Here is a 25,743-nt window from a genome sequence, read left to right as displayed (position 1 = left end):
CCCTCGATAAATAGCTCTCATCTTCCTCCCCCATCCCCCCCCCCCCCCCCCCCCCCCCCCCCCCCACCCCCACCCCCCCCCCCCCCCCCCCCCCCCCCCCCCCCCCCCCCCCCCCCGCGGCTCTTGGCGTCATGGAGCCCTGTACGGGCCCCGTACGTACGCGGACGGTCAGGGCGTCAGCGGCGGGCGGGGGCCCTCGTCGCCCTGCGGGCCGGGCCGCCGCCCCGCGGCGTCGGGGCGGATGACCTCACCCTGTACGACCTTGCCGTCCGGGCGGTGCATACGGGCCTGCTGGAAGGCGTCCCCGAGGGAGCCGGGCACCATGGCGCGCATCCGCCGGTCCAGCGCCCGGTCGGCGTAGCGCCCCGCCATCGCGCGGACCGGCGGCAGCAGCAGGAGCAGGCCGACCACGTCCGACAGGAGCCCCGGCAGCATCAGCAGTAGCCCGCCGAGCATCAGGAAGCCGTTTCCGGTACTCCCCCGGTCCGGGTCGGGCGCGACGCCCGCCTGCTGCTGCTGGAGCGTCTCGGTAAGCGTCCGGAAGGCCCGCCGCCCGGCCCGCTTGATCACCGCGGCGCCGAGGAGCCCGGCGCCGGCCAGCAGGGCGAAGACGGTGAGCCCGCCCGCAGCGCCGCCCACGAGGGTCAGCAGCCAGATCTCCACCACCAGCCAGGCGGCGAGGGCGAGCGGAGCGAGCGTGCGGGCGCGGGAGCGCTTACGGGCGGCAGGAGGCGGTGAGCCGGTCATCATGCCCCCAGTGTGCCCAAGACCGCGCCAGCGTGGCGTAAAGGGGTGATCAGGAAGGGCAGGGCGGGACTCAGGGGCGCTTGCGGCCCATGATGCGGTCGGCGCGGGAGCCGATGCCCCACGCGGTGACGCGCCACAGCGCCTCGACGACGATGTCCCGGCTCATCTTGGAGTCGCCGTGCTCGCGCTCCACGAAGGTGATCGGGACCTCGACGACGTGGTACCCGGCGGCGACGGCGCGGCGCGCGAGGTCGACCTGGAAGCAGTAGCCCTGGGAGGCCACGTCGTCGAGGCCGAGGCCCTCCAGGGTCTCCTTGCGGAAGGCCCGGAAGCCGCCGGTGACGTCGCGGATGGGGACGTCCAGCAGGAGCCGCGAGTAGGTGCTGCCGCCGCGGGAGAGGAACTCGCGTGACTTGGGCCAGTTGACCACCCGGCCGCCGGGGACCCAGCGGGAGCCCAGCACCAGGTCGGCGCCCTTGAGGGCGGTCAGCAGGCGCGGCAGCTCCTCGGGCTGGTGGGAGCCGTCGGCGTCCATCTCGACGAGCACGCCGTAACCCTGCTCGATGCCCCACCGGAACCCCGCCAGATAGGCCGCGCCGAGCCCTTCCTTGCCCTTGCGGTGCAGGACGTGGACGTGGTCGTCCTCGGCGGCCAGTTCGTCGGCGAGCTTGCCGGTGCCGTCCGGGCTGTTGTCGTCGGCGACCAGGACATGGGCGTCGGGTACGGCGGACCGGACCCTGGTCACGATCGGCTTGATGTTCTCGGCCTCGTTGTAGGTGGGGATGATCACCAGGGCCTTGCCGAGCGGACCGTATCGCCTCTGACCGGTCCGGCCACTCTGGCGACTCTGACCACCGTCGTTCACTGCTGCCCCTTACGTCCGTACGCTGGGCTCCACCATAGCGACCGGCGGCGGCGCAGGGGTCCGCGGACCGGGGCCCGGCGTCCTTCGGGCCGACCTGGGGCCCGCTGGCTGCGGGTCGACCGAGAGCCGTTGTCTACTGAACGTCCGGGCCCCACCCGGGTCGCACCCTCCCCCGCGCTCCCTGCGGAGCGGGGGACCACGACCGGAGGAACCTTCCCTCGTCCCCCGAGGCGCGGACGCTGGACCTGGCTGCCGACGATGGTGCGCCGGTGCGGCGCACCATCCGTGACCCAGCGGCGTTCGACGACGGCGGGGAGGCCGGCCGGTCGGGCGTCGGTCGGACGCCCTGTGGTGGACCCGGCCGAACCTACCGGCCGTCGACCGTCGGCTGTCAACACCCCCGGGACCTGCGCCTCTTGACCGTAAGGCCAGGTCAGCGACGAAGATCCGCAGGTCGCGGAGGACCCTGGCCGAGTGCGGCCGGTGTACGAAATGTCCCTATCTCACTCGTTCGGTCGCACGTAGACGGTCCGCCCCGCGACGACCGTGCGCAGGCAGACCGGGAGCTCGACCCCCGGCGTGAGGTCGGGCAGGCCCGGCGTCCCGGAGCGCGGGTCGGTGGACCAGCGGGCGACCCGGTCGTCGGGCGCCTGGACGACCAGGTCGCCGGTGCGCCAGACCGCGTAGTCGGCGGGGGCGCCGGGGACGAGCACGCCGGCGTCGTCCCGGCCGATCGCCCGCCACCCGCCGCGCGTGTGGGCGGTGAAGGCGGCCCGCACCGAGATCCGGTGCTCGGGCGTGCGGTGGAAGGCGGCGGCGCGGACGGTGCCCCACGGGTCGAGCGGGGTCACCGGGCTGTCGGACCCGAAGGCGAGGGGCACTCCGGCGCGCAGGAGGGCGGCGTACGGGTTGAGGGTGCGGGCCCGCTCGACGCCGAGGCGCTGGGCGTACATGCCGTCCTCGCCGCCCCAGGCCGCGTCGAACGCGGGTTGCACGGAGGCGGTGAGGCCGAGCTCGGCGAGGGCGGCGATGGTCTCGGGGGTGAGCATCTCGGCGTGTTCGACGCGGTGGCGGGCGGCGCGCACGCGGGCCAGGCCGAGGGTCTCGGCGGCCGCCCGGACGCCCTCGACGACCGCGCCGACGGCGGCGTCCCCGATGGCGTGGAAGCCCGCCTGGAGGCCCGCCTCGGTGCAGGCGGTGACATGGGCGGCGACGGCGGCCGCGTCCAGGTGCGCCGTACCGGTGTGGTCCCCGTCGGTGTCGACGTATCGCTCGTGGAGCCAGGCGGTGTGGGAGCCCAGGGAGCCGTCCACGAAGAGGTCCCCGGCCGCGCCGAGGGCGCCGAGGGCCTGCGCCCGCTTCACGTCGGTGTCGGCCCAGTAGCCCACGACGCGGGGCCCGGGCTCGTCGGCGGCGAGGGCCAGCAGGCCGGTGAAGTCGTCCTCGCTGGAGATCTCCGGGCCGCCGCACTCGTGGAGGGTGCCGATGCCGAGCGAGGCGGCCCGGCGCAGCGCGGCGCGCTGGGCCTCGGCGCGCTGGCCGGGCGTGACGGCGGCGTACGCGGCCGCGCGTACCGCGTGGTGGGCGGCGGCGGTGAGCGGCCGCTCGGGGTGGTAGCCGGTCAGGCCGGTGACGCCGGGCACCAGGTCAAGCAGGGCGGTGGTGACGACCGCCGAGTGGATGTCGACCCGCGGCAGGTAGAGCGGGCGCCCTCCGGTGGCCGCGTCGAGCTCCGTACGGGACGGGGGGCGCTGCTCGGGCCAGCGCGAGGCGTCCCAGCCGTGCCCGAGCAGGACCCGGTCGCCGGGGCGCGCGGCGCTGTACGCCCGTACGAGGTCCAGGGCCTCGGCCAGGGTGCGGGCGCCGGACAGGTCGAGGCCGGTGAGGGCCAGCCCGGTGCCCGTGGTGTGCACGTGGGCGTCGGTGAAGGCGGGGGTCACCAGGGCGCCCTCGAGGTCGATCACCTCGTCCACACCGGAGGCGAAGGCGTCCGCCGCCCCTTCCGAGCCCACCCACGCGACGTGGCCGCGTTCCACGACCATCGCGGTGGCGAAGGGGTCGGCGGGGCTGTGGACGTCTCCACCGCGCAGGAGCACGGTGCGGTGTTCGCTCTCGGTCATGGTGACCAGCCTAAGGACCCCAAGAGGGCGGGTCAGACGCGCGGTGGCCGGGCCTCGTACGGAGTGGACAGGACCACCGTCGTACGGGTGGAGACGCCCGACTGCGAGCGGATCCGGGTGAGGAGGTGCTCCAGCTCCAGCGGGGTCGCCACGCGCACCTTCAGGATGTAGTTCTCGTCGCCGGCGACGCTGTGGCAGGCCTCGATCTCGGGGATGTCGGCGAGCCGGTCCGCGATGTCGTCGGGGGCGCTGGGGTCGAACGGTTTCACCGAGATGAACGCCGTCAGCGGCAGGCCGACCGCTTCGGGGTCGACGACCGCGGCGTAGCCGCGGATGACTCCGCGCTGCTCGAGACGGCGGACGCGCTGATGCACCGCCGAAGTGGACAGGCCCGTGGCCTTGCCCAGGTCGGTGTAGCTCATGCGCCCGTCTTTGACGAGCAACTCGACGATCTGACGATCCAGCTCCTCCATGCGGTCAACCTATTGCCCCGGGTGCCCTACGGCACAGTCGGAGGCACGTCGGAGGGGCACCTGCGAGCGGCATGTGACCAACACCACAAGTTTGGGGCCCCTGTCGTCCGTAACCGGATGGTTATTCGGTGGACCGGAAGGGAATTGCTTGCTGTGGTCGAGGCCGCATGAGCCTGGTCGGCCCACCCGAGGGGGAGATTCTCCATGCAGGAGCCTGTTGATTCGGTCGAGACGGACGAGCTCGACCTCTACGACACTTATGAGATGGTCCGGGTCATTTGCCCGGACTGCACCCAGCCCATCGCGCTGCTGGCGGACGAGGACGTGCTGCCCGAGCACGCGCTGTGCCCCACACCGTGGAACCCGTTCGTCCTGTCGGTGTGCTCCGGCACGGGACGGCCGGCCTCGGAGGCGCGTCCCGCCGACGAGTCGCTGGACCTCCAGGAGCAGGACACCGCTCTGCTGTTGACGCTCCCTCAGGGGCTCGACTGGCGGACGCAGCCCTTCTCGCACGTGGGCGGCCCCGGCTCGCGTCCGATCAAGGTGCCGCGCCGGACGGAGGCGCCCGAGGCGTCCCGGGTGCCGCGGATGCGGCGGGCGGCCTGAGGCACTCCCGGACCGTGGCGAGCGGCGTCGCCCGGCCCCGCACCGGCGTGGTGCGGGACCGGGCGAACTGCTGAGCCGGGGTCCGGGGGCGGGTGCCCTCAGCGGGACTCGGGGCCCAGGAGGTGGCGGGCGACGACCATGCGCTGGACCTGGTTGGTGCCCTCCACGATCTGGAGCACCTTCGCCTCGCGCATGTAGCGCTCCACCGGGAAGTCCGCGGTGTAGCCGTAGCCGCCGAGCACCTGGACCGCGTCCGTGGTGACGCGCATCGCCGCGTCCGTGCAGAACAGCTTCGCCATCGCGGCCTCGCGCGAGAAGGGACGGCCCGCGTCGCGCAGCCGGGCCGCGGCGAGGTACAGGGCGCGGCCCGCCGCGATCTGGGTGGCCATGTCCGCGAGCAGGAACCGCAGCCCCTGGAAGTCCGCGATGGGGTGGCCGAACTGCTGCCGCTGCGTGGCGTACGCGGCGGCCTCGTCCAGCGCCGCCTGGGCGACGCCGACGGCGCAGGCCGCGATGCCGAGGCGGCCGGAGTCCAGGGCGGACAGGGCGATGGCGAAACCCTGGCCCTCGTCGCCGATGCGGCGCGCGTCCGCGACGCGCACGCCGTCGAAGTGGAGCTGGGCGGTGGGCGAGCCCTTCATGCCCATCTTCTTCTCGGGGGCCGCGGCGGTGAGGCCCTCGGCGTCGCCGGGCACCAGGAACGCGGTGATGCCGCGCGCGCCCTCGCCGCCCGTGCGGGCCATGACCGTGTAGAAGTCGGCGATGCCGCCGTGGGTGATCCAGGCCTTGGTGCCGTCGATGACCCAGTCGTCGCCGTCCCGGACGGCCCGGGTGCGCAGGGAGGCCGCGTCGGAGCCGGAGGAGGGCTCCGAGAGGCAGTACGCGCCCAGCAGGCCGCCGCCGAGCATGGCGGGCAGGTGCTCGGCCCGCTGCTCCTTGGTGCCGTACGCCGCCAGGCCGTGGCAGGAGAGCGAGTGGACGCTGACGCCGAGGCCGACGGTGAGGCGGGCGGCGGCGAGCTCCTCGAGGACCTGGAGGTAGACCTCGTACGGCTGGTCACCGCCGCCGAAGTCGGAGCCGTACGGCAGGCCCAGCAGGCCGGCTTCGGAGAGCAGGGTGAAGATCTCCCGGGGGAAGCGGCCGGCGTCCTCCTCCTCGGCCGCGCGGGGAGCGATCTCCCGCTGCGCGATGTCGCGTACCAGGGCGATCAGATCCCTGGACTCCTCGGTGGGCAGCTGACGTTCCACCGGCTGCGGGGCGCGGTCGGACATTGCGGCGCTCTCCTCCCTGTCGGGCGCTACGGCGGGCGCACGCGACTAGGGTGGGCGGCGCCGCCGATCTCACTGCCTCGCCGATGCTGCCCTCCCGGATCACGGAAATGAGCTGGCCAGCGGCTGTGGCGCGTTGAGTATGCCCGATCAGCGGCGTCCCGTCACGGGGTCACCGGCGGGGCCCGCGGGCGGGGCTCAGAAGAGGCCGACGCGGGTGACGAGCATGGCGAACACGACGACGAGGACCCAGCCCAGGATCTGCTCCAGCAGCTCGGGGCCGTCGTCCTTCGGACCTCCGGTACGGACGCGGGGGGCGGCAGCGGCGGCAGCGGTCATGTAGGTCTCCGGGCGGTGTGCGGGGTGGAGGGGCCGTGGACGTCGCCCACGGCGCCCATCCACAGTGCCAGCGCGGACGGCCCCCGGGGTAGAGACGTTCATCACGCCCCGGGGCCGTCCGGTGCCGCCGGGTGCCGCTCAGCGGAGGCCGACCGCCGCCAACGCCCTGCGCTGCGCGGCCGTGGGGTGGGCGGGCCAGTACAGGTAGCAGACGCCCCCTGTGCCGGACACCACTTTCCCGGCGGCGTTGTGGCGCTTGGTCCGCAGCCAGATGTTCTCCCACTCCCGGCGCCGGTAGACGCGGCGTACGGCTTCGTTCGAGGGGGACGCGGGGTCGTTGGCGATCACGTCGCCGCCGTCCGTGAAGCCGATGACCGTCATCAGGTGCCCGGCCGTGCCGTAACCCGCGCCGGTCAGCTCCTCCTTGAGGAAGGACTGCGAGGTGATGGCCGGGATGCCGGCGCGGATCAGGGTCTCCAGCTCGGTCAGCGACCGCAGCCGCGTGACGACCGCGTTCATGTCGGCGTACGTGGCGGCGTAGGCGGCGTTGAAGGGCCAGTTGCCGCAGCCGTCGTACTGGTGGTCGTAGGTCTGGCGGGCGGCGTGGCAGACCTGCGGGTCCGCGAAGGCGGGGTTCACCCAGGCGAGCTCCGCCGCCGTGGGCCGGCGGCCCCAGTACTCGATGACCATCTGCGAGGAGGTGGGGCTGCACCAGGCCTCGCCGCCGCCCCCGTACTCCGGGTACTGCCCGATGTGCGTGTGCTGGGAATAGCGCGGCACCACGAGCTCGCGGGCGGGGCCAGGCGCCGAGGCCGGGACGGTGAAGCGGTCCGGGACGTCCGAGGCCATCGCGCCGAGCCGCCACACCGTGGGCGTCAGTCCGCTGCCCGGCCGGCGGTGGAGGGTGAGCCGCAGCCGGTACGAGACCAGGCGCACGCCGCTCGACGCGTCCTCGACGGCGACGGTGTCGGTCCACACGGCGCTCCGGCCGTCGCCCTGCCCGTCGACCGAGGTGCGGCGGATGTCGGTGTCACCCGCGGCCCAGCGGCCGAGCACGTACCAGGGCGTCTCGGTGCCGTCCGCGTACCGGCCACGCAGTTCCACGGCGATCCAGGTGCCGGGCGGGGTGTCGGCGTTCCAGGAGGCGATGAGCTCGGTGGCCGGGACGGTGGGGGTGTGGCGGGGGGAGGTCCAGGTGGCGTACTCCCACGCGGCCGTGCGGCCGGTGTGGGGGTCGGTGTAGTCGGTGCGTCCGGCCGGGGCGCCGATCACCAGGCCGGGGCGGCGCGTCGCGACGGGCCGGGTGCCGGCGTGGTCGCCGGAGCGCCAGTCGGTGTACGAGGTCCAGAAGCGGTTGTCGACGAGGTCGGCGGCTGTCGGAGCCGGGGCGGTCGGGGCGGCCGGGGAGTCTGAGGCGGCTGAGGCGGACGCCGGGGCGACGGACGCCGCCGCGGAGCCCGCGGCGGCGAGGGCGGCGGCCAGCACGGTTCTGCGCGCCGTGCCAGCCGGACCGGATGACGGCGTGGCGGGCGGTGTGGAGGGTGGCGTGGAGCTGGTCATGGCGGTGACCCCCAGTCGGGATGTACGGACAGCTGTACGGATGGGGCGACAAGTGCACGACAGTGCGCCCACTATCCCGGCTGCGGGGCCGGATCCACCAGCAACAGCGCCGACGAAGCGGCCGACGGGCCCCGTGCGGGGGTGTGCGCCGCGCTCGGCACGGGTGCCGCGGGCGCTGCAGGCGGGCGTCGCGCTCGGCTTCGTGCGGGGCTTTGTAGGGTGGCCGCATGGACCAGCCGCGCCCCCTCGACCTCCGCCGCCTGGCCGGCGAGCTGCGCGGGCTGCCGCCCTCCTGCGGGCCGGTGCGTCTCGTGGCGGTCGACGGCCACGCCGGCTCGGGCAAGTCCACGTTCGCGGACCGGCTCGCGGCGGCCCTCGGCGGCGCCCCGGTGCTCCATCTCGACGACATCGCCAGCCACGACGAACTGTTCGCGTGGACGGACCGCTTCCGGGCCCGGGTACTCGATCCGCTGAACCGCGGCGAGGTGGCGCGCTTTCACTCGTACGACTGGATTTCGCGCCGCTTCGCCGGTCCGGTCCGGGAGCTGCCGCCCGCCCCCGTCGTCGTGATCGAGGGCGTCGGCGCCGGCCGCCGCGCGCTGCGTCCCCATCTGGCGCGGCTGCTCTGGATGGACCGTGGGGCCGCCGCGTCCTGGGCGAGGGGCCGCCACCGGGACGGACCGGCGCAGTCCGCGTTCTGGGACGGATGGACAGTGGCGGAGACACGCCATTTCGAAGCGGACCCGTCCCGTCCCTATGCCGACACCCTGGTACGGGAGTGTCCAGAGGGATACGAGTGGCTGTCAGGGGCTGCCGAGACAGCCGGTCAGAACCAGATAGTCACGCAACGTGACTGACTTTCGCCACCGTACCGAACAGTCGGAATTCAGCCTCCGAGAGTGCCTCAACTTCGCTTGACCGACGGGGCGTACAGGTCTTACGTTCTCAATGTGCGGCTTTCCGGAGCCGCCGCAGACGCGAAGCCCCCGGTTGTTCCCCCGTGATCGGGGGCTTCGTTCTGCCCTCCACCCCTCTCCCCCAGCGCCGCGCGTCCCGCCGACGCTCACCCTCGGTCACCGTGTTCCGCGGGCGTCCGAAGCCGTTCGCATCCGTCCCCGGGCCCTCTTCGCGCCCTTCGTCGCACACGCAGTGCGCAGGTACGATGCCTCTCGGTACACCTCGGTGCACCTCGGTGCGGCAGATCCCGTTCGGCAGATCCCGTTCACAAGAGGGCGATTGGGCAGGCTTCCGGCGGGCGGCGACGCCCGGCGGGAGGAGGTACGAGGGCACGGTTTGTGGGGGACCCGATGGACTTCGGCACGCAGGGCGGCGCTCACGCCCCGGCCGACCTCGCCTGGCTGCGCGGCGTGGACGCCTACACCATGGGCGCGTATCCGCAGGCGGAGGAGGAGTTCCGCACCGCGGTGCGGATCGATCCCGGCATGGCCGACGGCTGGCTCGGGCTGCACGCGCTGCGGGTCGACACGACCACGGCGCTGCTGCGCATGTACCGGAACCGGGACCGCTTCGGCGAGCAGCGCGCCCGCCACCGCCGCAAGCTCAACTCCTGGTACTGGCTGGGCTGGTGGGTACAGCCGGTGCTGGAGAGCCCCCGCGACCTGCTGCTCGCGCACGCCTCGCACTGGCTGGACGGCCGCCACGTGCCGGAGCTGGACCGGGCGCTGGCGGGGCTCCCGCCCGTCGACACCGACCCGCAGGTGCGGTTCCTGCACGCCTGCCGGGCGTACCTGGTCAAGGACTGGGACCAGCTCGTGCGCCACACCGAGCCGCTCGTCGACGACCCGCTGCTCGGCATCGAGGCCGGACTGTTCGGCGGCATGGCCAGGGTCAGGCTGGAGATGTACGGGCAGGCCGAGCCGATGCTGTCCGCCGCGCTGATGCGCTGCCGCAGCGAGCAGCCGCAGCGCAAGGAGCTGCGCTACTGGCTGGCGCGGGCCCACGAGGGCACGGGGCGCACCGCCGCCGCGCTCCCCCTCTACCGGGCCGTGCACCGGGTGGACCCCGCGTTCATGGACACCGCCGCCCGGCTGGCCGCCATCGCCGAATACGACGGGTTCGACGGTTCGGACGAAGCGGCGGCCGCGGCGGCCGGTCTCGCGGCGGTGTCGCTGGCCGGCGCGGGCGCCGGGGCCGGGCAGGACGGTGTCTTCGACGGCCGGGACTCCGGGGACCCGTCCGAGGGCGGTGGCGTGGAAGCGCCGCCGCCTCAGGCACCGCAGTCACCTCAAGCGCCCGCGGCCCCTCCCCCGCAGCCCCCGCCGCCGCGGAGCGGATCGGTATCCGTACCGCCCGTCCACGGCGTACGGGAGAAGGCGGCGGGACCCGGCCGGCCCAAGTCGCCGCCGTTCCCCGCGAGTCCGACCGATCCGGCGCTGCTCGCCGAGGCGCTCGCCGAGCTGGAGCGGATGGTGGGCCTGGAGCCGGTGAAGCGGCAGGTGAAGGCGCTCTCGGCACAGTTGGAGATGGCCAGGCTGCGCGCGGCGCAGGGGCTTCCGGTCCAGCCGCCGAAACGTCACTTTGTCTTCTCGGGCCCCTCGGGCACCGGAAAGACCACCGTGGCCCGGATCCTCGGCCGCGTCTTCTACGCGCTGGGGCTGCTCGGCGGCGACCACCTGGTGGAGGCGCAACGCGCGGACCTGGTGGGTGAGTTCCTGGGCCAGACGGCGGTGAAGGCCAACGAGCTGATCGACTCCGCGCTCGGCGGGGTGCTCTTCGTCGACGAGGCGTACGCGCTCTCCAACTCCGGCTACAGCAAGGGCGACGCGTACGGCGACGAAGCCCTCCAGGTGCTGCTCAAGCGCGCCGAGGACAACCGCGACCACCTGGTGGTGATCCTGGCCGGCTACCCCGAGGGCATGGACCGGCTCCTCGCCGCCAACCCGGGCCTGTCGTCCCGGTTCACGACGCGGGTGGACTTCCCGTCGTACCGGCCGCTCGAACTGACCGCGATCGGCGAGGTGCTGGCCGCGGCGAACGACGACGTGTGGGACGAGGAGGCTCTGGAGGAGCTGCGCTCGATCAGCGCGCACGTGGTGGAGCAGGGCTGGATCGACGAGCTGGGCAACGGCCGGTTCCTGCGCACGCTGTACGAGAAGTCGTGCGCGTACCGCGATCTGCGGTTGTCGGGTTACAGCCGGATGCCGAGCCGTGAGGACCTGTCCACGCTGCGACTGCCCGACCTGATGCAGGCGTACGGCGAGGTGTTGTCGGGCCGCGGTCCGGTGGACCGCGGCCCGCAGGAGCCGCCGGGTTACTGAGCCGGGCAGCCGGGCCACCGGACCCGGCCGCCGGACTCGGCTGCTGAGCCCGGGCCCGGCTACCGAGCCCGGGCCCGGCTACTGGGCGGCGAGCACGCCTTCCGGAGCGGCCGGACGCGGCCCGACGGCATCGGACCCGACGGTGTCGGACCCGGGGGCCTCCGGCGCCACAGCCGCGGGCGCGGGGGCCGGGGCGGGAGCAGGAGCGGGCGTGCGGTGCGCCGGGTCGCGTACCTCACCGACCAGCATCTCCAGCACGTCCTCCATCGCCACCAGCCCGAGGACCCGCCCGGACGCGTCCGCGACCTGCGCGAGGTGCGTGGCCGCGCGGCGCATCACGGTGAGCGCGTCGTCGAGCGGCAGCTCGGCCCGCAGCGTGGCCATCGGCCGCCAGACGCGCTGCGGTACGGCCTTGTCGGCGTCCTCCAGGTCCAGCACGTCCTTGACGTGCACGAACCCCATGAACACCCCGCCGCCGCCCTCCGCGCGCACCGGGAAGCGGGAGTAGCCGGTCCGTACGGTCAGCGCCTCGACCTGCGCCGGGGTGACCGACGGGGTGACCGTCACCAGGGACGTACGCGGGATGAGGACGTCGGAGACAGGGCGGCTACCCAGCTCCAGCGCGTCCTCCAGGCGCTCCTGCTCGGCCGGGTCGAGCAGCCCGGCCTGGCCGGAGTCCTCGACGAGCCGCCCGAGCTCGGTGCTGGTGAAGACCGCCTCGACCTCGTCCTTCGGCTCGACGCCGAAGGCCTTCAGGACGAGCCTCGAGCACGCGCCCAGCGCCGCCGTCACCGGCCGGCACAGCCGGGCGAAGCCGACCAGGGCCGGGCTGAGCCACAGCGCGGTGCGCTCGGGCGCGGCCATCGCCAGGTTCTTCGGGAGCATCTCGCCGATGACGAGGTGGAGGAAGACGACGACGGCGAGCGCGATGACGTAACCGAGGGGATGGATCAGGCCCTCGGGCAGGTGCACGGCGTGGAACACCGGCTCCAGCAGGTGGGCCACGGTCGGCTCGGCGACGGCGCCCAGGGTGAGCGAGCAGATGGTGATGCCGAACTGCGCGGCGGCCATCATCTGCGGCAGGTTCTCCAGGCCGTACAGGACCTGGCGGGCCCGCTTGGACGCGGCGGCGAGCGGTTCGATCTGGCTGCGGCGCACGGAGACGAGGGCGAACTCGGCGCCGACGAAGAAGCCGTTCGCGAGGACCAGCAGGCCCGCGAACAGGAGTTGGAGCACGCTCATCGGGCCGCCTCCACGGCGTGTGCCAGGTCGGCGGTGCGGACCAGGCGGACCCGCTCGGCGCGGTAGCGGTCGACCTGGCGCACGGCCAGGCGCCAGCCGGGCAGTTCGGCGCGGTCGCCGGGCGCCGGGATGCGGCCGAGCAGGTCGGCGACGAGCCCGGCGACGGTCTCGTACGGCCCGTCGGGGACGTCGAGGCCTATCCGCTTGAGGGTGTGGACGCGGCAGCTGCCGTCGGCCTCCCAGGCGGGGTGGCCGTCCTCGGCGGGGACGGGGACGAGCTCGGGCAGGTCGTCGCCCTCGGCGTCGTGCTCGTCGCGGACCTCGCCGACGAGCTCCTCGACGATGTCCTCCAGGGTGACGACCCCGGCCGTACCGCCGTACTCGTCCACGACGACGGCTATCGGCTGCTCGCTGCGCAGCCGCTCCAGGAGCGCCTGGACGGGCAGCGTCTCGGGGACGAGCAGCGGCGGGAGGGCCACGTCGGCCACCGGGGTGCGCAGCCGCTGGGCGGCGGGCACGGCGAGCGCGTCCTTGAGGTGCACCATGCCGATGATCTCGTCGATGCGGTCCCGGTAGACCGGGAAGCGCGACAGGCCGGTGGCCCGGGTGAGGTTGAGGACGTCCGCGGCGGTGGCGTCGGAGCGCAGGGCGCTGACCTTCACGCGCGGCGTCATCAGGTGCTGCGCGGTCAGCCCGCCCAGGGCGAGCGTCCGGACGAAGAGGTCGGCGGTGTCCTGCTCGAGGGCGCCGGCCCGCGCCGAGTGCCGGGCGAGCGAGACCAGCTCGCCGGGGGTGCGGGCGGAGGCGAGCTCCTCGGTGGGTTCGACGCCCAGGAGCCGTACGAGCCGGTTGGCGACGGCGTTGAGCAGCGCGATGACCGGCCGGAACAGGGTCGAGAAGGCGTGCTGCGGGCCGGCGACGAACCGCGCGACCTGCAGCGGGCGGGAGACCGCCCAGTTCTTGGGTACGAGTTCGCCGATCACCATCTGGACGGCGGACGCGCCCAGCATGCCGATCACCACCGCGACACCGGAGACGGCCCCCTCGGGCAGCCCGGTCGCGGTGAGCGGCCCGTCGAGGAGCTGCGCGAGCGCGGGCTCGGCGAGCATGCCGACGACGAGTGAGGTGATGGTGATGCCGAGCTGGGTGCCGGAGAGCTGGAACGACAGCTCCCGCAGGGCTCGGACGACGGTACGGGCCCGCCGGTCGCCCTCGGCGGCGGCGCGCTCGGCGTCCGCCCGCTCCACCGTGACCAGGCCGAACTCGGCGGCCACGAAGAAGCCGTTGGCGAGGATCAGGAGGAATGCCGCGGCGAGCAGCAGAAGGGGGATGATCATGCCGCCGCCTCTTCGTGAGCGAAGGGGGCGGCGCAGGTACTACCGGACGATCCGTCCATTGCTGGAGGGAGTCACTCCTCGGGTCGCAGGTGCCCCGCCGGCGGAAACGTGCTGCTGTCGCCGTATGCGCGAGGCGGTGGCGCACTCGGCGCCACCGCCACAAGAGTAATCACGCCAGGGCCGGGTGGGGCAGGGGGTTGGCGCCCGTACGGGGGACATACGCCCCGTCGGCGCCCGATTCGTCCAGGTCAGCGCTCCGCTGACGTGCCCCGGCTCTCGACCAGGGCCCGCAGGGCACGCGCGTCGCGGATGGCCTGCTGCTTGCCGATGCCCGGCTGGATGCCGAGCGCGGGCATGCTCGTGCCGTCGCTGAGGTCGAGGAAGACCCACGGGTCGCCCTCGCGGAGGTTCACGCGCAGGATCTCCGCCCACTCCAGGCGGCGGGTGCGGGTGAGGTTGACGACGGTGACGCCGGCCTCGTCGGCGACCACCTTCGGGCGGCTCAGCAGCGCGAGGACGCCGAAGAACAGGGCCGCGACGAAGATGAAGCTCACGCGCTCACCGGGGTTGAGCCGCTCCAGCATGAGGGCGACCGCCGTGATGACGGCGAACATCGCCGTGCCCACGGTCAGCAGCACCACTCGCGTACGGAGGGGCCGGAAGGTGACCGGGAGCACGGGGATCTGCGTGTCGGACATGGGGGCCGTTCTCGAAGGGCTCACAGGCGGCAGGCGTGGATCTCGGTGGTCAGGATCGCACGCGCGCCGAGGGCGTACAGGTCGTCCATGATGCGCTGCGCCTCCCGGGCGGGGACCATGGCGCGCACGGCGACCCAGCCCTCGTGGTGCAGGGGGGAGACGGTCGGCGACTCCAGGCCCGGGGTGAGGGCGACTGCCTGCTCCAGGTGCTCGACGCGGCAGTCGTAGTCCATCATCACGTAGCTGCGGGCCACCAGGACGCCCTGGAGGCGGCGCAGGAACTGCTGGACCTTCGGGTCGTCGGTGGGGGCGCCGGTGCGCCGGATGACGACCGCCTCGGACTTGAGGATCGGCTCGCCGATGACCTCCAGGCCCGCGTTGCGCAGCGAGGTGCCGGTCTCGACGACGTCCGCGATGACCTGGGCGACGCCGAGCTCGATGGCGGTCTCGACCGCGCCGTCGAGGTGGACGACGGAGGCGTCGATGCCCTGGTCGGCGAGGTGCTTGGCGACGATGCCCTCGTAGGAGGTGGCGATCGTCATGCCGCCGAAGTCGGCGGGGCCGCTCGCGGTGCCGGGCTTGGTGGCGTACCGGAAGGTGGAGCGGGCGAAGCCGAGCTGGAGGATCTCCTCGGCGTTGGCGCCGGAGTCGAGCAGCAGGTCGCGGCCGGTGATGCCGATGTCGAGCTTGCCGGAGCTGACGTAGATGGCGATGTCGCGGGGGCGGAGGTAGAAGAACTCGACCTCGTTCTCCGGATCCACCATCACCAGCTCTTTGGACTCCTTGCGCTGCTGGTAGCCGGCCTCATGGAGCATCGCCGACGCAGGTCCGGACAGTGAACCCTTGTTGGGGACGGCGATGCGCAGCATGGGGTGGGCTTCCTAACTGTGAAAAGGAGGTTCTCGGTGGTGCTCGGTGGTGCTCGGTGAGGCTCGTGCGGGGAGGGTGGGGTGGATCAGAGGTGCGCGTAGACGTCGTCGAGTGAGATCCCGCGCGCGACCATCATCACCTGGACGTGGTACAGCAGCTGCGAGATCTCCTCGGCGGCGGCGTCCTTGCTCTCGTACTCGGCGGCCATCCAGACCTCGGCGGCCTCCTCGACGACCTTCTTGCCGATGGCATGGACGCCCTTGTCCACCAGCTCGGCGGTACGGGAGGTGGCGGGGTCGCCGGTCTTGGCCTTGAGCTCCAGCTCGGCGAAGAGCTCTTCGAAGGTTTTGTTCGCCATGATGGTCCTAAGAGTACGGGGTGGGCCCTGTCCACTCAGCGCCAGGGCTCACTGACCGTGCGCAGCGTGGCGGCGGTGGCGACGGCGGCGGTGACCGCCTCGTGGCCCTTGTCCTCGTTCGACCCCTCCAGGCCGGCGCGGTCGAGGGCCTGCTCCTCGGTGTCGCAGGTCAGGACGCCGAAGCCGACCGGGACGCCGGTGTCGACGGAGACCTGGACGAGCCCCTGGGTGACGCCCTGGCACACGTACTCGAAGTGGGGGGTGCCGCCGCGGATGACGACGCCGAGCGCGACGACCGCGTCGTAGCCGCGGCCGGCGAGGACCTTGGCGACGACCGGGAGCTCGAAGCTGCCGGGGACCCGGAGCAGGGTCGGCTCGTCGATGCCGAGCTCGTGCAGGGCGCGCAGGGCGCCGTTGACGAGGCCGTCCATGATCTTCTCGTGCCACTGGGCCGCGACGACGGCGACGCGGAGGTCGCCGCAGTTCTTCACGCTCAGTTCGGGTGCACCCTTGCCGCTCACGTGCGTACTCTCCTCGTGCTTCGTTCGTTCTGTCGGGTTACTGGTTGTTGCAGGGGGACGCGCCGGCGGCGGCGTCGAGCCAGGGCAGGTCGTGGCCCATCCGGTCGCGCTTGGTCCGCAGGTAGCGCACGTTGTGCTCGCCGGCCTGGACGGGCATGGGCTCGCGGCCGTTGACCGTGAGGCCGTGCCGGACGAGCGCGGTGATCTTCTCGGGGTTGTTGGTCATCAGCCGCAGGCTGCGTACGCCGAGGTCGGCGAGCATCTGCGCGCCGGCGGCGTAGTCGCGGGCGTCGGCGGGCAGGCCGAGCTCCAGGTTGGCGTCGAGGGTGTCGCGGCCGCGCTCCTGGAGTTCGTACGCGCGCAGCTTGGACAGCAGGCCGATGCCGCGGCCCTCGTGGCCGCGCAGGTAGACGACGACACCGCGGCCGGCCTCGGTGACGCGGCGCATGGACTCCTCCAGCTGGGGGCCGCAGTCGCAGCGTTGCGAGTGGAAGATGTCGCCGGTCAGGCACTCGGAGTGGAGCCGCACGAGGACGTCGTCGCCGTCGCCGACCTCGCCGTGGACGAGCGCGACGTGCTCCACGCCGTCGACGGTGGAGCGGTAGCCGTACGCCGTGAAGTCGCCGTACGCCGTCGGGAGGCGGACCTCGGCCTCGCGGCGGACGGTGGGCTCGTTGCTGCGGCGGTAGGCGATCAGGTCCTCGATGGAGATGATCGTCAGGCCGTGCTTGCGGGCGAAGGGAACCAGCTCGGGCAGGCGCAGCATCACGCCGTCCTCGCCGGCGATCTCGACGATCGCGCCGGCCGGGCGCAGCCCGGCGAGGCGGGCGAGGTCGACGGCGGCCTCGGTGTGGCCGTTGCGGACGAGGACGCCGCCGGGCTGGGCGCGCAGCGGGAAGATGTGGCCCGGGCGGACGAAGTCGGACGGCTCACTGGTGCCGGCCGCCAGCAGCTGGAGGGTGGTGGCGCGGTCGGCGGCGGAGATGCCGGTGGTGACGCCGTGGACGGGGGCCGCGTCGACGGAGACGGTGAAGGCCGTCTTCATCGACTCGGTGTTGTCGGTGACCATCTGCGGCAGCTGGAGGCGGTCGAGCTCGTCGGCCTCCATGGGGGCGCAGATCAGGCCGCGGCACTCGCTCATCATGAAGGCGATGATCTCGGGGGTGGCCTTCTCGGCGGCGATGACGAGGTCGCCCTCGTTCTCCCGGTCCTCGTCGTCGACGACCACGACGGGGCGGCCGGCGGCGATGTCGCGGATGGCCTGCTCGACGGGGTCGAGCGCGAGGTCGGTGGCGTCCCAGACGCTGAGGGAGGTCATGCGGGTGCTCCTTCCAGGGCGGCGTTCGCGCGGGAGCGCAGCCACCAGTCGCGCAGGCCCCACAGGACGAGCGCACCGTAGATGACGTAGACGAAGCCGGAGAACGCGTAGCCGTTGGCGAAGTTCAGCGGCACGCCCACCAGGTCGACGAGCAGCCAGGCGAACCAGAACTCGACCATGCCGCGGGCCTGGGCGTACATGGCGACCAGCGTGCCGACGAAGATGTACGCGTCCGGCCACGGGTCCCAGGACAGCGTCGGGTAGGCGGTGAACAGCCCGCCGACGGCGAGGGTGCCGAGGACGGCCCCGCCCGCCATGAGGCCGCGCTCGCGCCAGGTGGCGAAGCGCACGACGATCGAACCGTCCTGGGCCTGCTGCCGGCCGCGGTTCCACTGCCACCAGCCCCAGGCGGCGACCGCCATGACGACGACCTGCTTGCCGGCGCTGCCGGTGAGGTGTCCGGCGAAGGCGGTGAAGAGGATGACGCCGGAGAGGAACTGCGCCGGCCAGGTCAGGATGGAGCGGCGCCAGCCGAGCGCCAGGGCGACCAGGCCGATGGTGTTGCCGATCATGTCCGACCAGAGGATGTGCTGGCCGAAGGCGGTGAAGGCCTCGGAGTTGAGCCAGTTCACCGGGCCACCCCCTGGGTGCGGTCGCCGAGCATGCGCTCGACGTACTTGGCGATCACGTCGACCTCCAGGTTCACCGGGTCGCCGGGCTCCTTGATGCCGAGCGTGGTGAGGGCGAGGGTGGTCGGGATGAGGCTGACGGTGAAGTGGTCGAGGCCCGCGTCGACGACGGTGAGGCTGACGCCGTCGACCGTGATGGAGCCCTTCTCGACGACGTAACGGCTCAGTTCCGCCGGGAGGGAGATCTTGATGATCTCCCAGTTCTCGGAGGGGGTGCGCGCCAGGATGGTGCCGGTGCCGTCGACGTGGCCCTGGACGATGTGGCCGCCGAGGCGGTCGCCGACCGCCATGGGGCGTTCCAGGTTGACGCGGGAGCCGGGGCCCAGCGCGCCGAGGCTGGAGCGGTTCAGGGTCTCGGCCATCACGTCGGCGGTGAACTCGCCGTCGGCGGTGTCCACGACGGTGAGGCAGACGCCGTTGACGGCGATCGAGTCGCCGTGCTTGGCGTCCTCGGTGACGAGCGGCCCGCGCAGACGGAAGCGGGAGGCGTCGCCGAGGCGTTCGACGGCGGTGACCTCACCCAGTTCTTCGACGATTCCGGTGAACACGCTCAGCGCTCCTTCGATGCGACAGTGGCGACGGTGGCGGTGATACGAAGATCGGGGCCGATGCGGACGGTCTCGGTGACGTCGAGCCGCAGCGCGTCGGTGAGGGTGGTGATCCCGGCGTCGGCGAGGGCGGCGGGGCCCGCGCCGAGGAGGACCGGGGCCAGGTAGGCGACGACCTTGTCGACGGCGCCGGCGGCGACGAAGGCCCCGGCGAGGGTCGGGCCGCCCTCCAGCAGGACGGAGCGGACGCCGCGCTCGTGCAGGGCGGCCAGCAGCGCCGGGACGGACAGGCCCCGGCCGTCCGCGGCGCGCGGCAGCCGCACGGCCTCGGGGAGGTCGGTCGCGGCGTCCTCGGCGACCGCGATCAGGGTCGGCGCGGCGTCGTCCAGGACGCGGGCGCCGGGCTTGACGGCGGTGGCCTCGGTGTCGACCACGACGCGCAGCGGCTGGACGGCACCCTCGATGCCGCGTACCGCGAGGTGCGGGTCGTCCGCGCGGGCGGTGCCGGCGCCGACGATCACGGCGTCGGCCTCGGCGCGCAGCCGGTGGACGTCGGCGCGGGACTCCGGGGAGGAGATCCAGCGGCTGGTGCGGTCCTGCGCGGCGATGCGGCCGTCGAGGGTGGCGGCGTACTTCCACAGGACGTAGGGGCGGCCGAGGCGTACGGAGGTGAGCCAGGCGGCGTTGCCGGCCTCGGCCTCGGCTGCCAGGAGTCCGGGGACGACCTCGACCCCGGCGGCGCGCAGGGTGTCGGAGCCGCCGGTGGCCTGGGGGTTCGGGTCGCCGACCGCGTACACGACCCGGGCGATCCCGGCCTCGACGAGGGCCTGGGCGCAGGGGCCGGTGCGGCCGGTGTGGTTGCAGGGTTCGAGGGTGACGTAGGCGGTGCCGCCGCGGGCGAGGACCCCGGCCTGGCGCAGGGCGTGGACCTCGGCGTGCGGGCCTCCGGCGCGCTCGTGCCAGCCGGCGCCGACCTCGTGTCCGGAGGCGTCGAGGATGACGCAGCCGACGACGGGGTTGGGGCTGGTGGAGCCGAGGCCGCGGGCGGCGAGCGCGATGGCGCGGCGCATGGCGGCACGGTCGACGCCATCGGCGCTGTCGACGCGGTCGGCGCTGTCGACGTCTGCCGTGCCGGGCTCGTGGGCGTCCGCTGCGGGGGCCACCGGGTCCTCCTGCCTCTTCGGGCGCGGACTCCGGGGCCTGTCGATGACGACAGAAGAGCGGGACGACACCATCGCACGGGGACGCCGAGGCCGACGGGACCGGGCGCCGGGAAACGGCGACCAGCACACCTACGGCCGGCGCACCCCGGTGAAGGGTCACCCGCCGCGCACTGCCTCCCATCCGGACTTTCACCGTCGGTCCAGGAATTTCACCTGGTCAACCGGCCACTGGATGCGGCCGGGTCGCGGACTGTAACCGCCGGTTCGGAATTACACCGACCCCGGAGTGCGCTGCTGCTGATACAGGGCCAGTGTGCCATGGACGATCGTCGGCCACGCGGCCGGATGGTGTGGCCTGACTCACAGGGGCGTCGGCGGTTCGCCCGTCCGCCGATAGGTGGTCCAGACCTATTGACCGGTTGGTCTAGTCCTTTTAATCTCTGCGTCACCCGCCGGTGTGCGCACACCAGGGCAGAACACGACCCACCCCTTTGCCAGTTGTGTGCCCTGAGCCTCCACAGGAGGAACCGACCGTGCTGTCCCCCACATCCAGACGAGCCACGACGCTCGCGTCCGGCGTCGCCGCCGCCGGGCTGCTGCTCGGCTCGCTCACCGGAGGCGTCTCCCACGCCGCCACCGACCACGAGAGCTGTCGCCCCGACGGCCTGTACAAGACCTCCGGCGTCGACGTCCCCTACTGCTCGGTCTACGACACCGAGGGCCGCGAGAAGATGGGCGCCGACCACCAGCGCCGCGTCATCGGCTACTTCACCGGCTGGCGCACCGGCAAGGACGGCACGCCCGCCTACCTCGCCTCGAACATCCCGTGGGACAAGGTCACCCACATCAATTACGCCTTCGGGCACATCGACTCCGCCAACAAGCTGTCGGTCGGCACGGACGGCCCGAACAACGCCGCCACCGGCATGACCTGGCCGGGTGTCGCGGGCGCCGAGATGGACTCCTCGTACGCGTACAAGGGGCACTTCAACCTGCTGAACAAATTCAAGAAGCAGCACCCGGACGTCAAAACGCTGATCTCGGTGGGCGGCTGGGCCGAGACCGGCGGGTACTTCGACGACAGCGGCAAGCGCGTCAACTCCGGCGGCTTCTACACGATGGCCACGAACGCCGACGGCTCGGTGAACCAGGCGGGCATCGACACCTTCGCCGACTCGGCGGTCTCGTTCATCAAGAAGTACGGCTTCAACGGCGTCGACATCGACTACGAGTACCCGACGTCGATGAAGGACGCGGGCAACCCGCTGGACTACCCGGTCTCCAACGCCCGCCGGGCGGGGCTCGTCAAGGGCTACGCGGCCCTGATGAAGACCCTCCGCGAGAAGCTGGACAAGGCGGGCGCGGCGGACGGCAAGCACTACCTGCTCACGGTCGCGGCCCCCTCCTCCGGCTACCTGCTGCGCGGCATGGAGACCTTCCAGGTCCAGAAGTACCTGGACTACGTCAACATCATGTCCTACGACCTGCACGGCGCCTGGAACGAGTACGTCGGGCCGAACGCCTCGCTGTTCGATGACGGCAAGGACGCGGAGCTGGCGGCGGCGAACGTCTACGGCAGCCAGCAGTACGGCGGCATCGGCTACCTCAACACCGACTGGGCGTACCACTACTTCCGCGGCTCGATGCCGGCCGGCCGGATCAACATCGGCCTGCCGTATTACACCCGCGGCCACAAGAACGTGCAGGGCGGCACGGACGGCCTGTGGGGCAAGGCCACCGCGACCAGCTGCCCGGTCGGCTCCGGCCTGACCAAGTGTGGTGACGGCGCGGTCGGCATCGACAACCTGTGGCACGACAAGGACGACGCCGGCAAGGAGTCGCCGGCCGGCTCCAACCCCATGTGGCACGCCAAGAACCTGGAGAAGGGCGTCCTCGGCGACTACCTGAAGAGCTACGGCTTCCCCGCCGACACCCGCCTGACCGGTACCTACGCGCGCAAGTACGACTCGACGCTGGTCGCGCCGTGGCTGTGGAACGCCGAGAAGAAGGTCTTCCTGTCGACCGAGGACGAGCAGTCGGTCGCGCGCAAGGCGGACTACGTCGTGGACAAGGGCATCGGCGGCACGATGGTGTGGGAGCTGGCCGGTGACTACGGCTGGAACGCGGCCAAGGGGCAGTACGAGCCCGGCTCCACGCTGACGTCGCTGATGTACGACAAGTTCAAGGCGGCCGCGCCGTACGGCGCGAAGGTCGCGAACAAGGCGCTGCCCACCAAGGCCGTGAACATCGGTGTGGAGTTCGGCGAGTTCAAGCTCGGTGACTCCAACTACCCGATCACGCCGAAGGTGAAGATCACCAACAACACGAAGACGACGCTGCCGGGCGGCACGGAGTTCCAGTTCGACTACTCCACCTCGGCTCCGGGCAACGCCTCGGACCAGTCCGGCTTCGGCACGAAGGTGATCAGCAGCGATCACACCGGGTCGAACGTGGGCGGGCTGAAGGGTGACTTCCACCGCGTCTCGCTGAAGCTGCCGGCGTGGCAGACGCTGGCGCCGGGCGCGTCGGTGGACCTGTCCTTCAACTACTACCTGCCGGTGTCGACGCCGTGGAACTGGACCGTGACCATCGGCTCCACGACGTACGCGCTGGCCGGGGACCTGGCGCGGGGGACGACGGTGGTCGAGCCCGGCTCGGGCACCGGTCCGTCGCCCGACCCGACGAACCCGACGCCCACGCCGACGCCCACGCCGACGCCTGGTGCGTGCACCGCGCCCGCGTGGAGCGCGGCGACCGCGTACGGCTCCGGCAGCACGGTGTCCCATGCGTCCCGCACCTGGAAGGCGAAGTGGTGGACGAAGGGCGAGGAGCCCGGCACCACCGGCGAGTGGGGTGTCTGGCAGGACCTCGGCGCCTGCTGACCCGGTAGCGGGACACGGACGCCCGGCGGCGGATGAACGGCCCTTGCCGCCGCCGGGCGTCTCGGCGTTGCCGCGGGCCCCGCGCGCGGCCCGGGTCCTCAGCGCGTGGGCGGGGACTCCAGCGCGTGGCCCGGGCGAGTGAGGTGAAGGGGCGCGGCGGTGTCGAAAGGGATGGGGGTCCCCCCGCCGAAGGTAGGGGGAGCGCGGAGGTTCCGAGGAACGAGGAACCGAGCACGATCGACCGTCGACACCGACTGAGGCGCCCCGGAGCCGAACCGAGCCCCAAAAGGGCCTCAGCGTGTGGCGCCGAACAGCTCGTCCTGCGCCCGGTCGCGGACCGTCAGCAGCGCCCCGCGCAGGACCGCCGCGCCGCCCAGGGCGCTCGCGCGGACCTCGGTGCGCAGCGGCGAGAGCGCGGCCAGCCGCTCCTCGACGCGGGAGGCGAGGCCGGGCCCGCCCGCGAGGCCGACCTCGCCGCCCAGGACCACGCAGCCCGGGTCCAGTACGGCGCTGACGGCGGCCGCGCCGAGGGCGATGCGCTCGGCGAGCGCGTCCAGGAAGGCGTCCGCGGCCGCCGAACCGGTCTGCGCGAGTGCCGTGCGGACCGCCACCGCGCCCGGCGGCTCCCGGTCCCCTGCGGTTGCGCCGGCTTCGACGCCGTACCGGCTCGCGAGCTCCTGGATGGCCGCGGATCCCGCCAGCGCGTGGAAGCCGCCCTCGCAGCCGGTCGCCGACGGCAGTCCGCCCGTGCCCGGCACCGGCAGGAAGCCGATCTCGCCGGCGCCGCCGGAAGCGCCGCGCCTCAGCCTGCCGTCCAGGACGACGGCCGCGCCGACGCCGTGCCCGAGCCACAGCAGTACGAAGGTGTCGCGGTCCCGCGCGGCGCCTTCGCGCTGTTCGGCGACGGCGGCGACGTTGGTCTCGTTCTCGACGTGGACCGCCACGCCCGGCAGGCGCTTCTGGAGGACGGGGACGAGCCGCCGGTGCCAGGCGGGCAGCTGGGCGGAGTCGCGCAGTTCGCCGGTGGCCGGGTCGACGAGTCCGGGCGCCCCGATGCCGATGCTGTGCAGCCGCGCGGCGCCCGCCTTCCGCGTGGTGCGCTCAAGGAGGGCGGCGGCGCGCTCGACGGCCCGCTCGTCGCTGAGACCCTCCATGGGCAGCGACGCCTCGGCCAGCGGAGCGCCCAGCAGGTCGGTGACGACGACGGAGACGCTGCGGGTGCGGACGTCGAGGGCGGCGAGGTGGGTGCGGTCGGCGACGATTCCGTACACCCGGGCGTTCGGACCGCGCCGGTCGGCGCCCGTCTCCCCCACGACCCGGATCAGCCCGGAGTCCTGGAGCCGTTCGACCAGGTCGGCGACGGTGGGCCGGGAGAGCCCGGTCAGCTCCTTCAGCCGACTCGCCGTCAGCGGGCCCTCCTCCTGGAGGAGCCGCAGCGCGAGCCGGTCGTTGATGGCCCGGGCGGTGCTGGGTGATGCGGGCATGCCGTCATCCTCTCAGGACACTCTCAGGGCTCGTCATACGAGCTTACTATCAGGCAGGCTTCCTGATAATTTACGGGTCCGGGAAACGACGGGACGGACGGAGGGGCCGATGGCACAGGACGTGGCGTTCGGCAGGGAGCGGCTGAAGCGGGCGCGGTTCGCCGTGGCCGCCGTCTTCTGTGTGCACGGTGCCGTGACGGGCAGCTTCGCCACCCGCATCCCCTGGATCCAGGACCACGCCGGGGTCGGCGCGGGCCAGCTCGGCCTCGCGCTCGCCTTCCCGGCGATCGGCGCCTCGCTGGCGATGCCGCTGGCGAGCGCGGTCACCCACCGCTTCGGCGCCCGCGGCGCGCTGCGCGGCCTGCTCGCCCTGTGGACCCTCTCGCTGGCCCTGCCCTCCCTCGCGCCGAACGTCTACGCCCTGTGCGCCGCGCTCTTCGTCTACGGCGCCACCGCCGGCATGTCCGACGTGGCCATGAACGCGCTGGGCGTCGAGGTCGAGAACCGCCTGGACAAGTCGATCATGTCGAGTCTGCACGGCATGTGGAGCGCGGGCGCGCTGATCGGCTCGGCCATCGGGACGCTCGCCGCGCACCTCGGCGGCGACGCCCGGCTGCACCACCTCGCCGCGGCCGTCGTCCTCACCGTCCTCGGGATGGTGTTCTGCCAGGGCGTACTGGACCTGCGCAGCGCGCCCGACGAGGAGGCGCCGCCGCGGTTCGCGCTGCCGCCCCGCTCGGCGCTGGTGATCGGTCTGATCGGCTTCTGCGGGGTGTTCGCGGAGGGCGCCAGCCTGGACTGGTCGGCGGTCTACCTGGAGGAGCAGCTCGGTACGTCGGCGGGCCTGGCGGCCGCCTCCACGACCGCGTTCGCGCTGACCATGGCGGTGGCGCGGCTGGTCGGCGACAAGGTCGTGGACCGCTTCGGCGCGGTGCGCACGGTACGGGTCGGGGGCCTCGCGGCGACCCTCGGCGGCGGCCTGGTGGTCCTGGCCCCGCACCCGGCGGTGGCGCTGGCGGGGTTCGGGCTCATCGGGCTCGGCGTCGCCGCCGTCGTACCGCTGGCCTTCGCCGCGGCGGGGCGCAGCGGCCCGAACCCGAGCCAGGCGATCGCGGGCGTGGCCACCATCACGTACACCTCGGGCCTCATCGCCCCCTCGGCGATCGGCGGCGTGGCCGACGTGACGTCGCTGACGGTGTCGTTCGGCCTGGTCACGCTGCTCGCGTTCGGCCTCGTGGTGGGCGCGGGCGTGCTGCGCACGGGCGACCGGACGGCGGCGCGGGCGGGGGCGGGCGCGGAAGTCCGGCGGTAGCGAGGCGGTCCGCACTCGCACGTCCGTCCGGGTTCACGGGGAAGTCGCACTACCATGGCGACCGG

The 25,743-nt window shown here is 73.1% G+C and carries 23 protein-coding genes and 1 riboswitch; of the genes, 5 read left to right on the top strand and 18 right to left on the bottom strand.

Annotation, left to right across the window (positions count from 1 at the left end):
• Positions 1–168: 168 nt before the first annotated feature.
• From fxsA to AC07FJ_RS32605, 4 genes are all read right to left on the bottom strand, one after another.
• On the bottom strand, positions 169–750 hold the full coding sequence (gene fxsA, locus AC07FJ_RS32620; protein ID WP_479052802.1) for an FxsA family membrane protein: 582 nt from the start codon (positions 748–750) through the stop codon (positions 169–171).
• A 67-nt stretch (positions 751–817) separates the two neighbouring features.
• On the bottom strand, positions 818–1,612 hold the full coding sequence (locus tag AC07FJ_RS32615) for a polyprenol monophosphomannose synthase (RefSeq protein ID WP_479052801.1): 795 nt from the start codon (positions 1,610–1,612) through the stop codon (positions 818–820).
• Positions 1,613–2,115: 503 nt separating this feature from the next.
• Positions 2,116–3,732: an amidohydrolase gene (locus tag AC07FJ_RS32610; RefSeq protein WP_479052800.1), complete on the bottom strand. Its 1,617-nt coding sequence runs from the start codon at positions 3,730–3,732 to the stop codon at positions 2,116–2,118.
• A 32-nt stretch (positions 3,733–3,764) separates the two neighbouring features.
• Entirely contained in the window at positions 3,765–4,205 is a 441-nt protein-coding gene (locus tag AC07FJ_RS32605; RefSeq protein WP_236239047.1) for an Lrp/AsnC family transcriptional regulator, read from the bottom strand.
• Positions 4,206–4,409: 204 nt separating this feature from the next.
• Here AC07FJ_RS32605 and AC07FJ_RS32600 point away from each other — a divergent pair, with 204 nt between their 5' ends.
• The gene (locus tag AC07FJ_RS32600; RefSeq protein WP_361429172.1) at positions 4,410–4,811 is read left to right on the top strand and encodes a hypothetical protein; all 402 of its coding nucleotides are present in this window, start codon (positions 4,410–4,412) and stop codon (positions 4,809–4,811) included.
• 98 nt (positions 4,812–4,909) lie between these two features.
• Here AC07FJ_RS32600 and AC07FJ_RS32595 read toward each other — a convergent pair whose 3' ends face one another.
• From AC07FJ_RS32595 to AC07FJ_RS32585, 3 genes are all read right to left on the bottom strand, one after another.
• Positions 4,910–6,082, bottom strand: coding sequence for an acyl-CoA dehydrogenase family protein (locus AC07FJ_RS32595; RefSeq protein ID WP_479052799.1), 1,173 nt, complete (start codon positions 6,080–6,082; stop codon positions 4,910–4,912).
• A gap of 195 nt (positions 6,083–6,277) precedes the next feature.
• Positions 6,278–6,418, bottom strand: coding sequence for an SCO1431 family membrane protein (locus AC07FJ_RS32590; protein WP_361429176.1), 141 nt, complete (start codon positions 6,416–6,418; stop codon positions 6,278–6,280).
• A 138-nt stretch (positions 6,419–6,556) separates the two neighbouring features.
• Positions 6,557–7,978 carry a peptidase C39 family protein gene (locus AC07FJ_RS32585; protein ID WP_479052798.1) on the bottom strand — a complete coding sequence of 474 codons (1,422 nt, stop codon included), beginning with the start codon at positions 7,976–7,978 and terminating at the stop codon, positions 6,557–6,559.
• Positions 7,979–8,205: 227 nt separating this feature from the next.
• Between AC07FJ_RS32585 and AC07FJ_RS32580 the strand changes: the two genes are divergently transcribed.
• Both AC07FJ_RS32580 and AC07FJ_RS32575 read left to right on the top strand, forming a co-directional pair.
• Complete coding sequence (locus tag AC07FJ_RS32580; RefSeq protein WP_479052797.1) at positions 8,206–8,835, top strand: uridine kinase family protein; 630 nt, start codon at positions 8,206–8,208, stop codon at positions 8,833–8,835.
• Between the two features lie 450 nt (positions 8,836–9,285).
• On the top strand, positions 9,286–11,256 hold the full coding sequence (locus tag AC07FJ_RS32575) for an AAA family ATPase (protein ID WP_479052796.1): 1,971 nt from the start codon (positions 9,286–9,288) through the stop codon (positions 11,254–11,256).
• 78 nt (positions 11,257–11,334) lie between these two features.
• Here the strand turns inward: AC07FJ_RS32575 and AC07FJ_RS32570 are convergent, their stop codons facing one another.
• The 10 genes from AC07FJ_RS32570 to ribD form a co-directional block, all read right to left on the bottom strand.
• Positions 11,335–12,498: a hemolysin family protein gene (locus AC07FJ_RS32570; RefSeq protein ID WP_479052795.1), complete on the bottom strand. Its 1,164-nt coding sequence runs from the start codon at positions 12,496–12,498 to the stop codon at positions 11,335–11,337.
• The gene (locus AC07FJ_RS32565) at positions 12,495–13,835 is read right to left on the bottom strand and encodes a hemolysin family protein (RefSeq protein ID WP_468297394.1); all 1,341 of its coding nucleotides are present in this window, start codon (positions 13,833–13,835) and stop codon (positions 12,495–12,497) included. Before AC07FJ_RS32565 ends, AC07FJ_RS32570 begins: the two co-directional genes overlap by 4 nt.
• A 248-nt stretch (positions 13,836–14,083) precedes the next feature.
• Complete coding sequence (locus AC07FJ_RS32560) at positions 14,084–14,533, bottom strand: PH domain-containing protein (protein ID WP_479052794.1); 450 nt, start codon at positions 14,531–14,533, stop codon at positions 14,084–14,086.
• A gap of 20 nt (positions 14,534–14,553) precedes the next feature.
• Positions 14,554–15,402, bottom strand: coding sequence for an ATP phosphoribosyltransferase (gene hisG / locus AC07FJ_RS32555; RefSeq protein ID WP_361429190.1), 849 nt, complete (start codon positions 15,400–15,402; stop codon positions 14,554–14,556).
• Between the two features lie 86 nt (positions 15,403–15,488).
• Positions 15,489–15,761, bottom strand: a complete 273-nt coding sequence (locus AC07FJ_RS32550) for a phosphoribosyl-ATP diphosphatase (protein ID WP_355367284.1) — start codon at positions 15,759–15,761, stop codon at positions 15,489–15,491.
• 35 nt (positions 15,762–15,796) lie between these two features.
• Positions 15,797–16,282: a 6,7-dimethyl-8-ribityllumazine synthase gene (gene ribH, locus AC07FJ_RS32545; protein ID WP_361429192.1), complete on the bottom strand. Its 486-nt coding sequence runs from the start codon at positions 16,280–16,282 to the stop codon at positions 15,797–15,799.
• Between the two features lie 37 nt (positions 16,283–16,319).
• A complete protein-coding gene (locus AC07FJ_RS32540) occupies positions 16,320–17,600 on the bottom strand; it encodes a bifunctional 3,4-dihydroxy-2-butanone-4-phosphate synthase/GTP cyclohydrolase II (RefSeq protein ID WP_361429194.1) in 1,281 nt (426 codons plus the stop codon).
• On the bottom strand, positions 17,597–18,232 hold the full coding sequence (locus tag AC07FJ_RS32535) for a nicotinamide mononucleotide transporter family protein (protein ID WP_479052793.1): 636 nt from the start codon (positions 18,230–18,232) through the stop codon (positions 17,597–17,599). The genes AC07FJ_RS32540 and AC07FJ_RS32535 overlap by 4 nt, the downstream gene beginning before the upstream one ends.
• On the bottom strand, positions 18,229–18,837 hold the full coding sequence (locus AC07FJ_RS32530) for a riboflavin synthase (protein WP_479052792.1): 609 nt from the start codon (positions 18,835–18,837) through the stop codon (positions 18,229–18,231). The genes AC07FJ_RS32535 and AC07FJ_RS32530 overlap by 4 nt, the downstream gene beginning before the upstream one ends.
• A gap of 2 nt (positions 18,838–18,839) precedes the next feature.
• On the bottom strand, positions 18,840–19,907 hold the full coding sequence (ribD, locus tag AC07FJ_RS32525; protein WP_479052831.1) for a bifunctional diaminohydroxyphosphoribosylaminopyrimidine deaminase/5-amino-6-(5-phosphoribosylamino)uracil reductase RibD: 1,068 nt from the start codon (positions 19,905–19,907) through the stop codon (positions 18,840–18,842).
• Positions 19,908–20,163: 256 nt separating this feature from the next.
• Positions 20,164–20,294: riboswitch (FMN riboswitch) on the bottom strand.
• 239 nt (positions 20,295–20,533) lie between these two features.
• On the opposite strand from ribD, the gene AC07FJ_RS32520 reads away from it, so the two are divergent.
• Positions 20,534–22,882 (top strand): chitinase C-terminal domain-containing protein, encoded by a 2,349-nt coding sequence (locus AC07FJ_RS32520; RefSeq protein WP_479052791.1) that lies wholly within the window; start codon positions 20,534–20,536, stop codon positions 22,880–22,882.
• Between the two features lie 293 nt (positions 22,883–23,175).
• On the opposite strand, the gene AC07FJ_RS32515 is transcribed toward AC07FJ_RS32520, so the two are convergent.
• The gene (locus AC07FJ_RS32515) at positions 23,176–24,366 is read right to left on the bottom strand and encodes an ROK family protein (RefSeq protein ID WP_479052790.1); all 1,191 of its coding nucleotides are present in this window, start codon (positions 24,364–24,366) and stop codon (positions 23,176–23,178) included.
• A gap of 109 nt (positions 24,367–24,475) precedes the next feature.
• Here AC07FJ_RS32515 and AC07FJ_RS32510 point away from each other — a divergent pair, with 109 nt between their 5' ends.
• On the top strand, positions 24,476–25,678 hold the full coding sequence (locus AC07FJ_RS32510; RefSeq protein WP_479052789.1) for an MFS transporter: 1,203 nt from the start codon (positions 24,476–24,478) through the stop codon (positions 25,676–25,678).
• Positions 25,679–25,743: the final 65 nt, after the last annotated feature.

It is taken from the genome of Streptomyces sp. NPDC045998 (genome assembly GCF_056430285.1).
The sequence above is the reverse complement of the archived record's forward strand: the minus strand, read 5'-3'. Positions and strand labels throughout refer to the sequence as shown.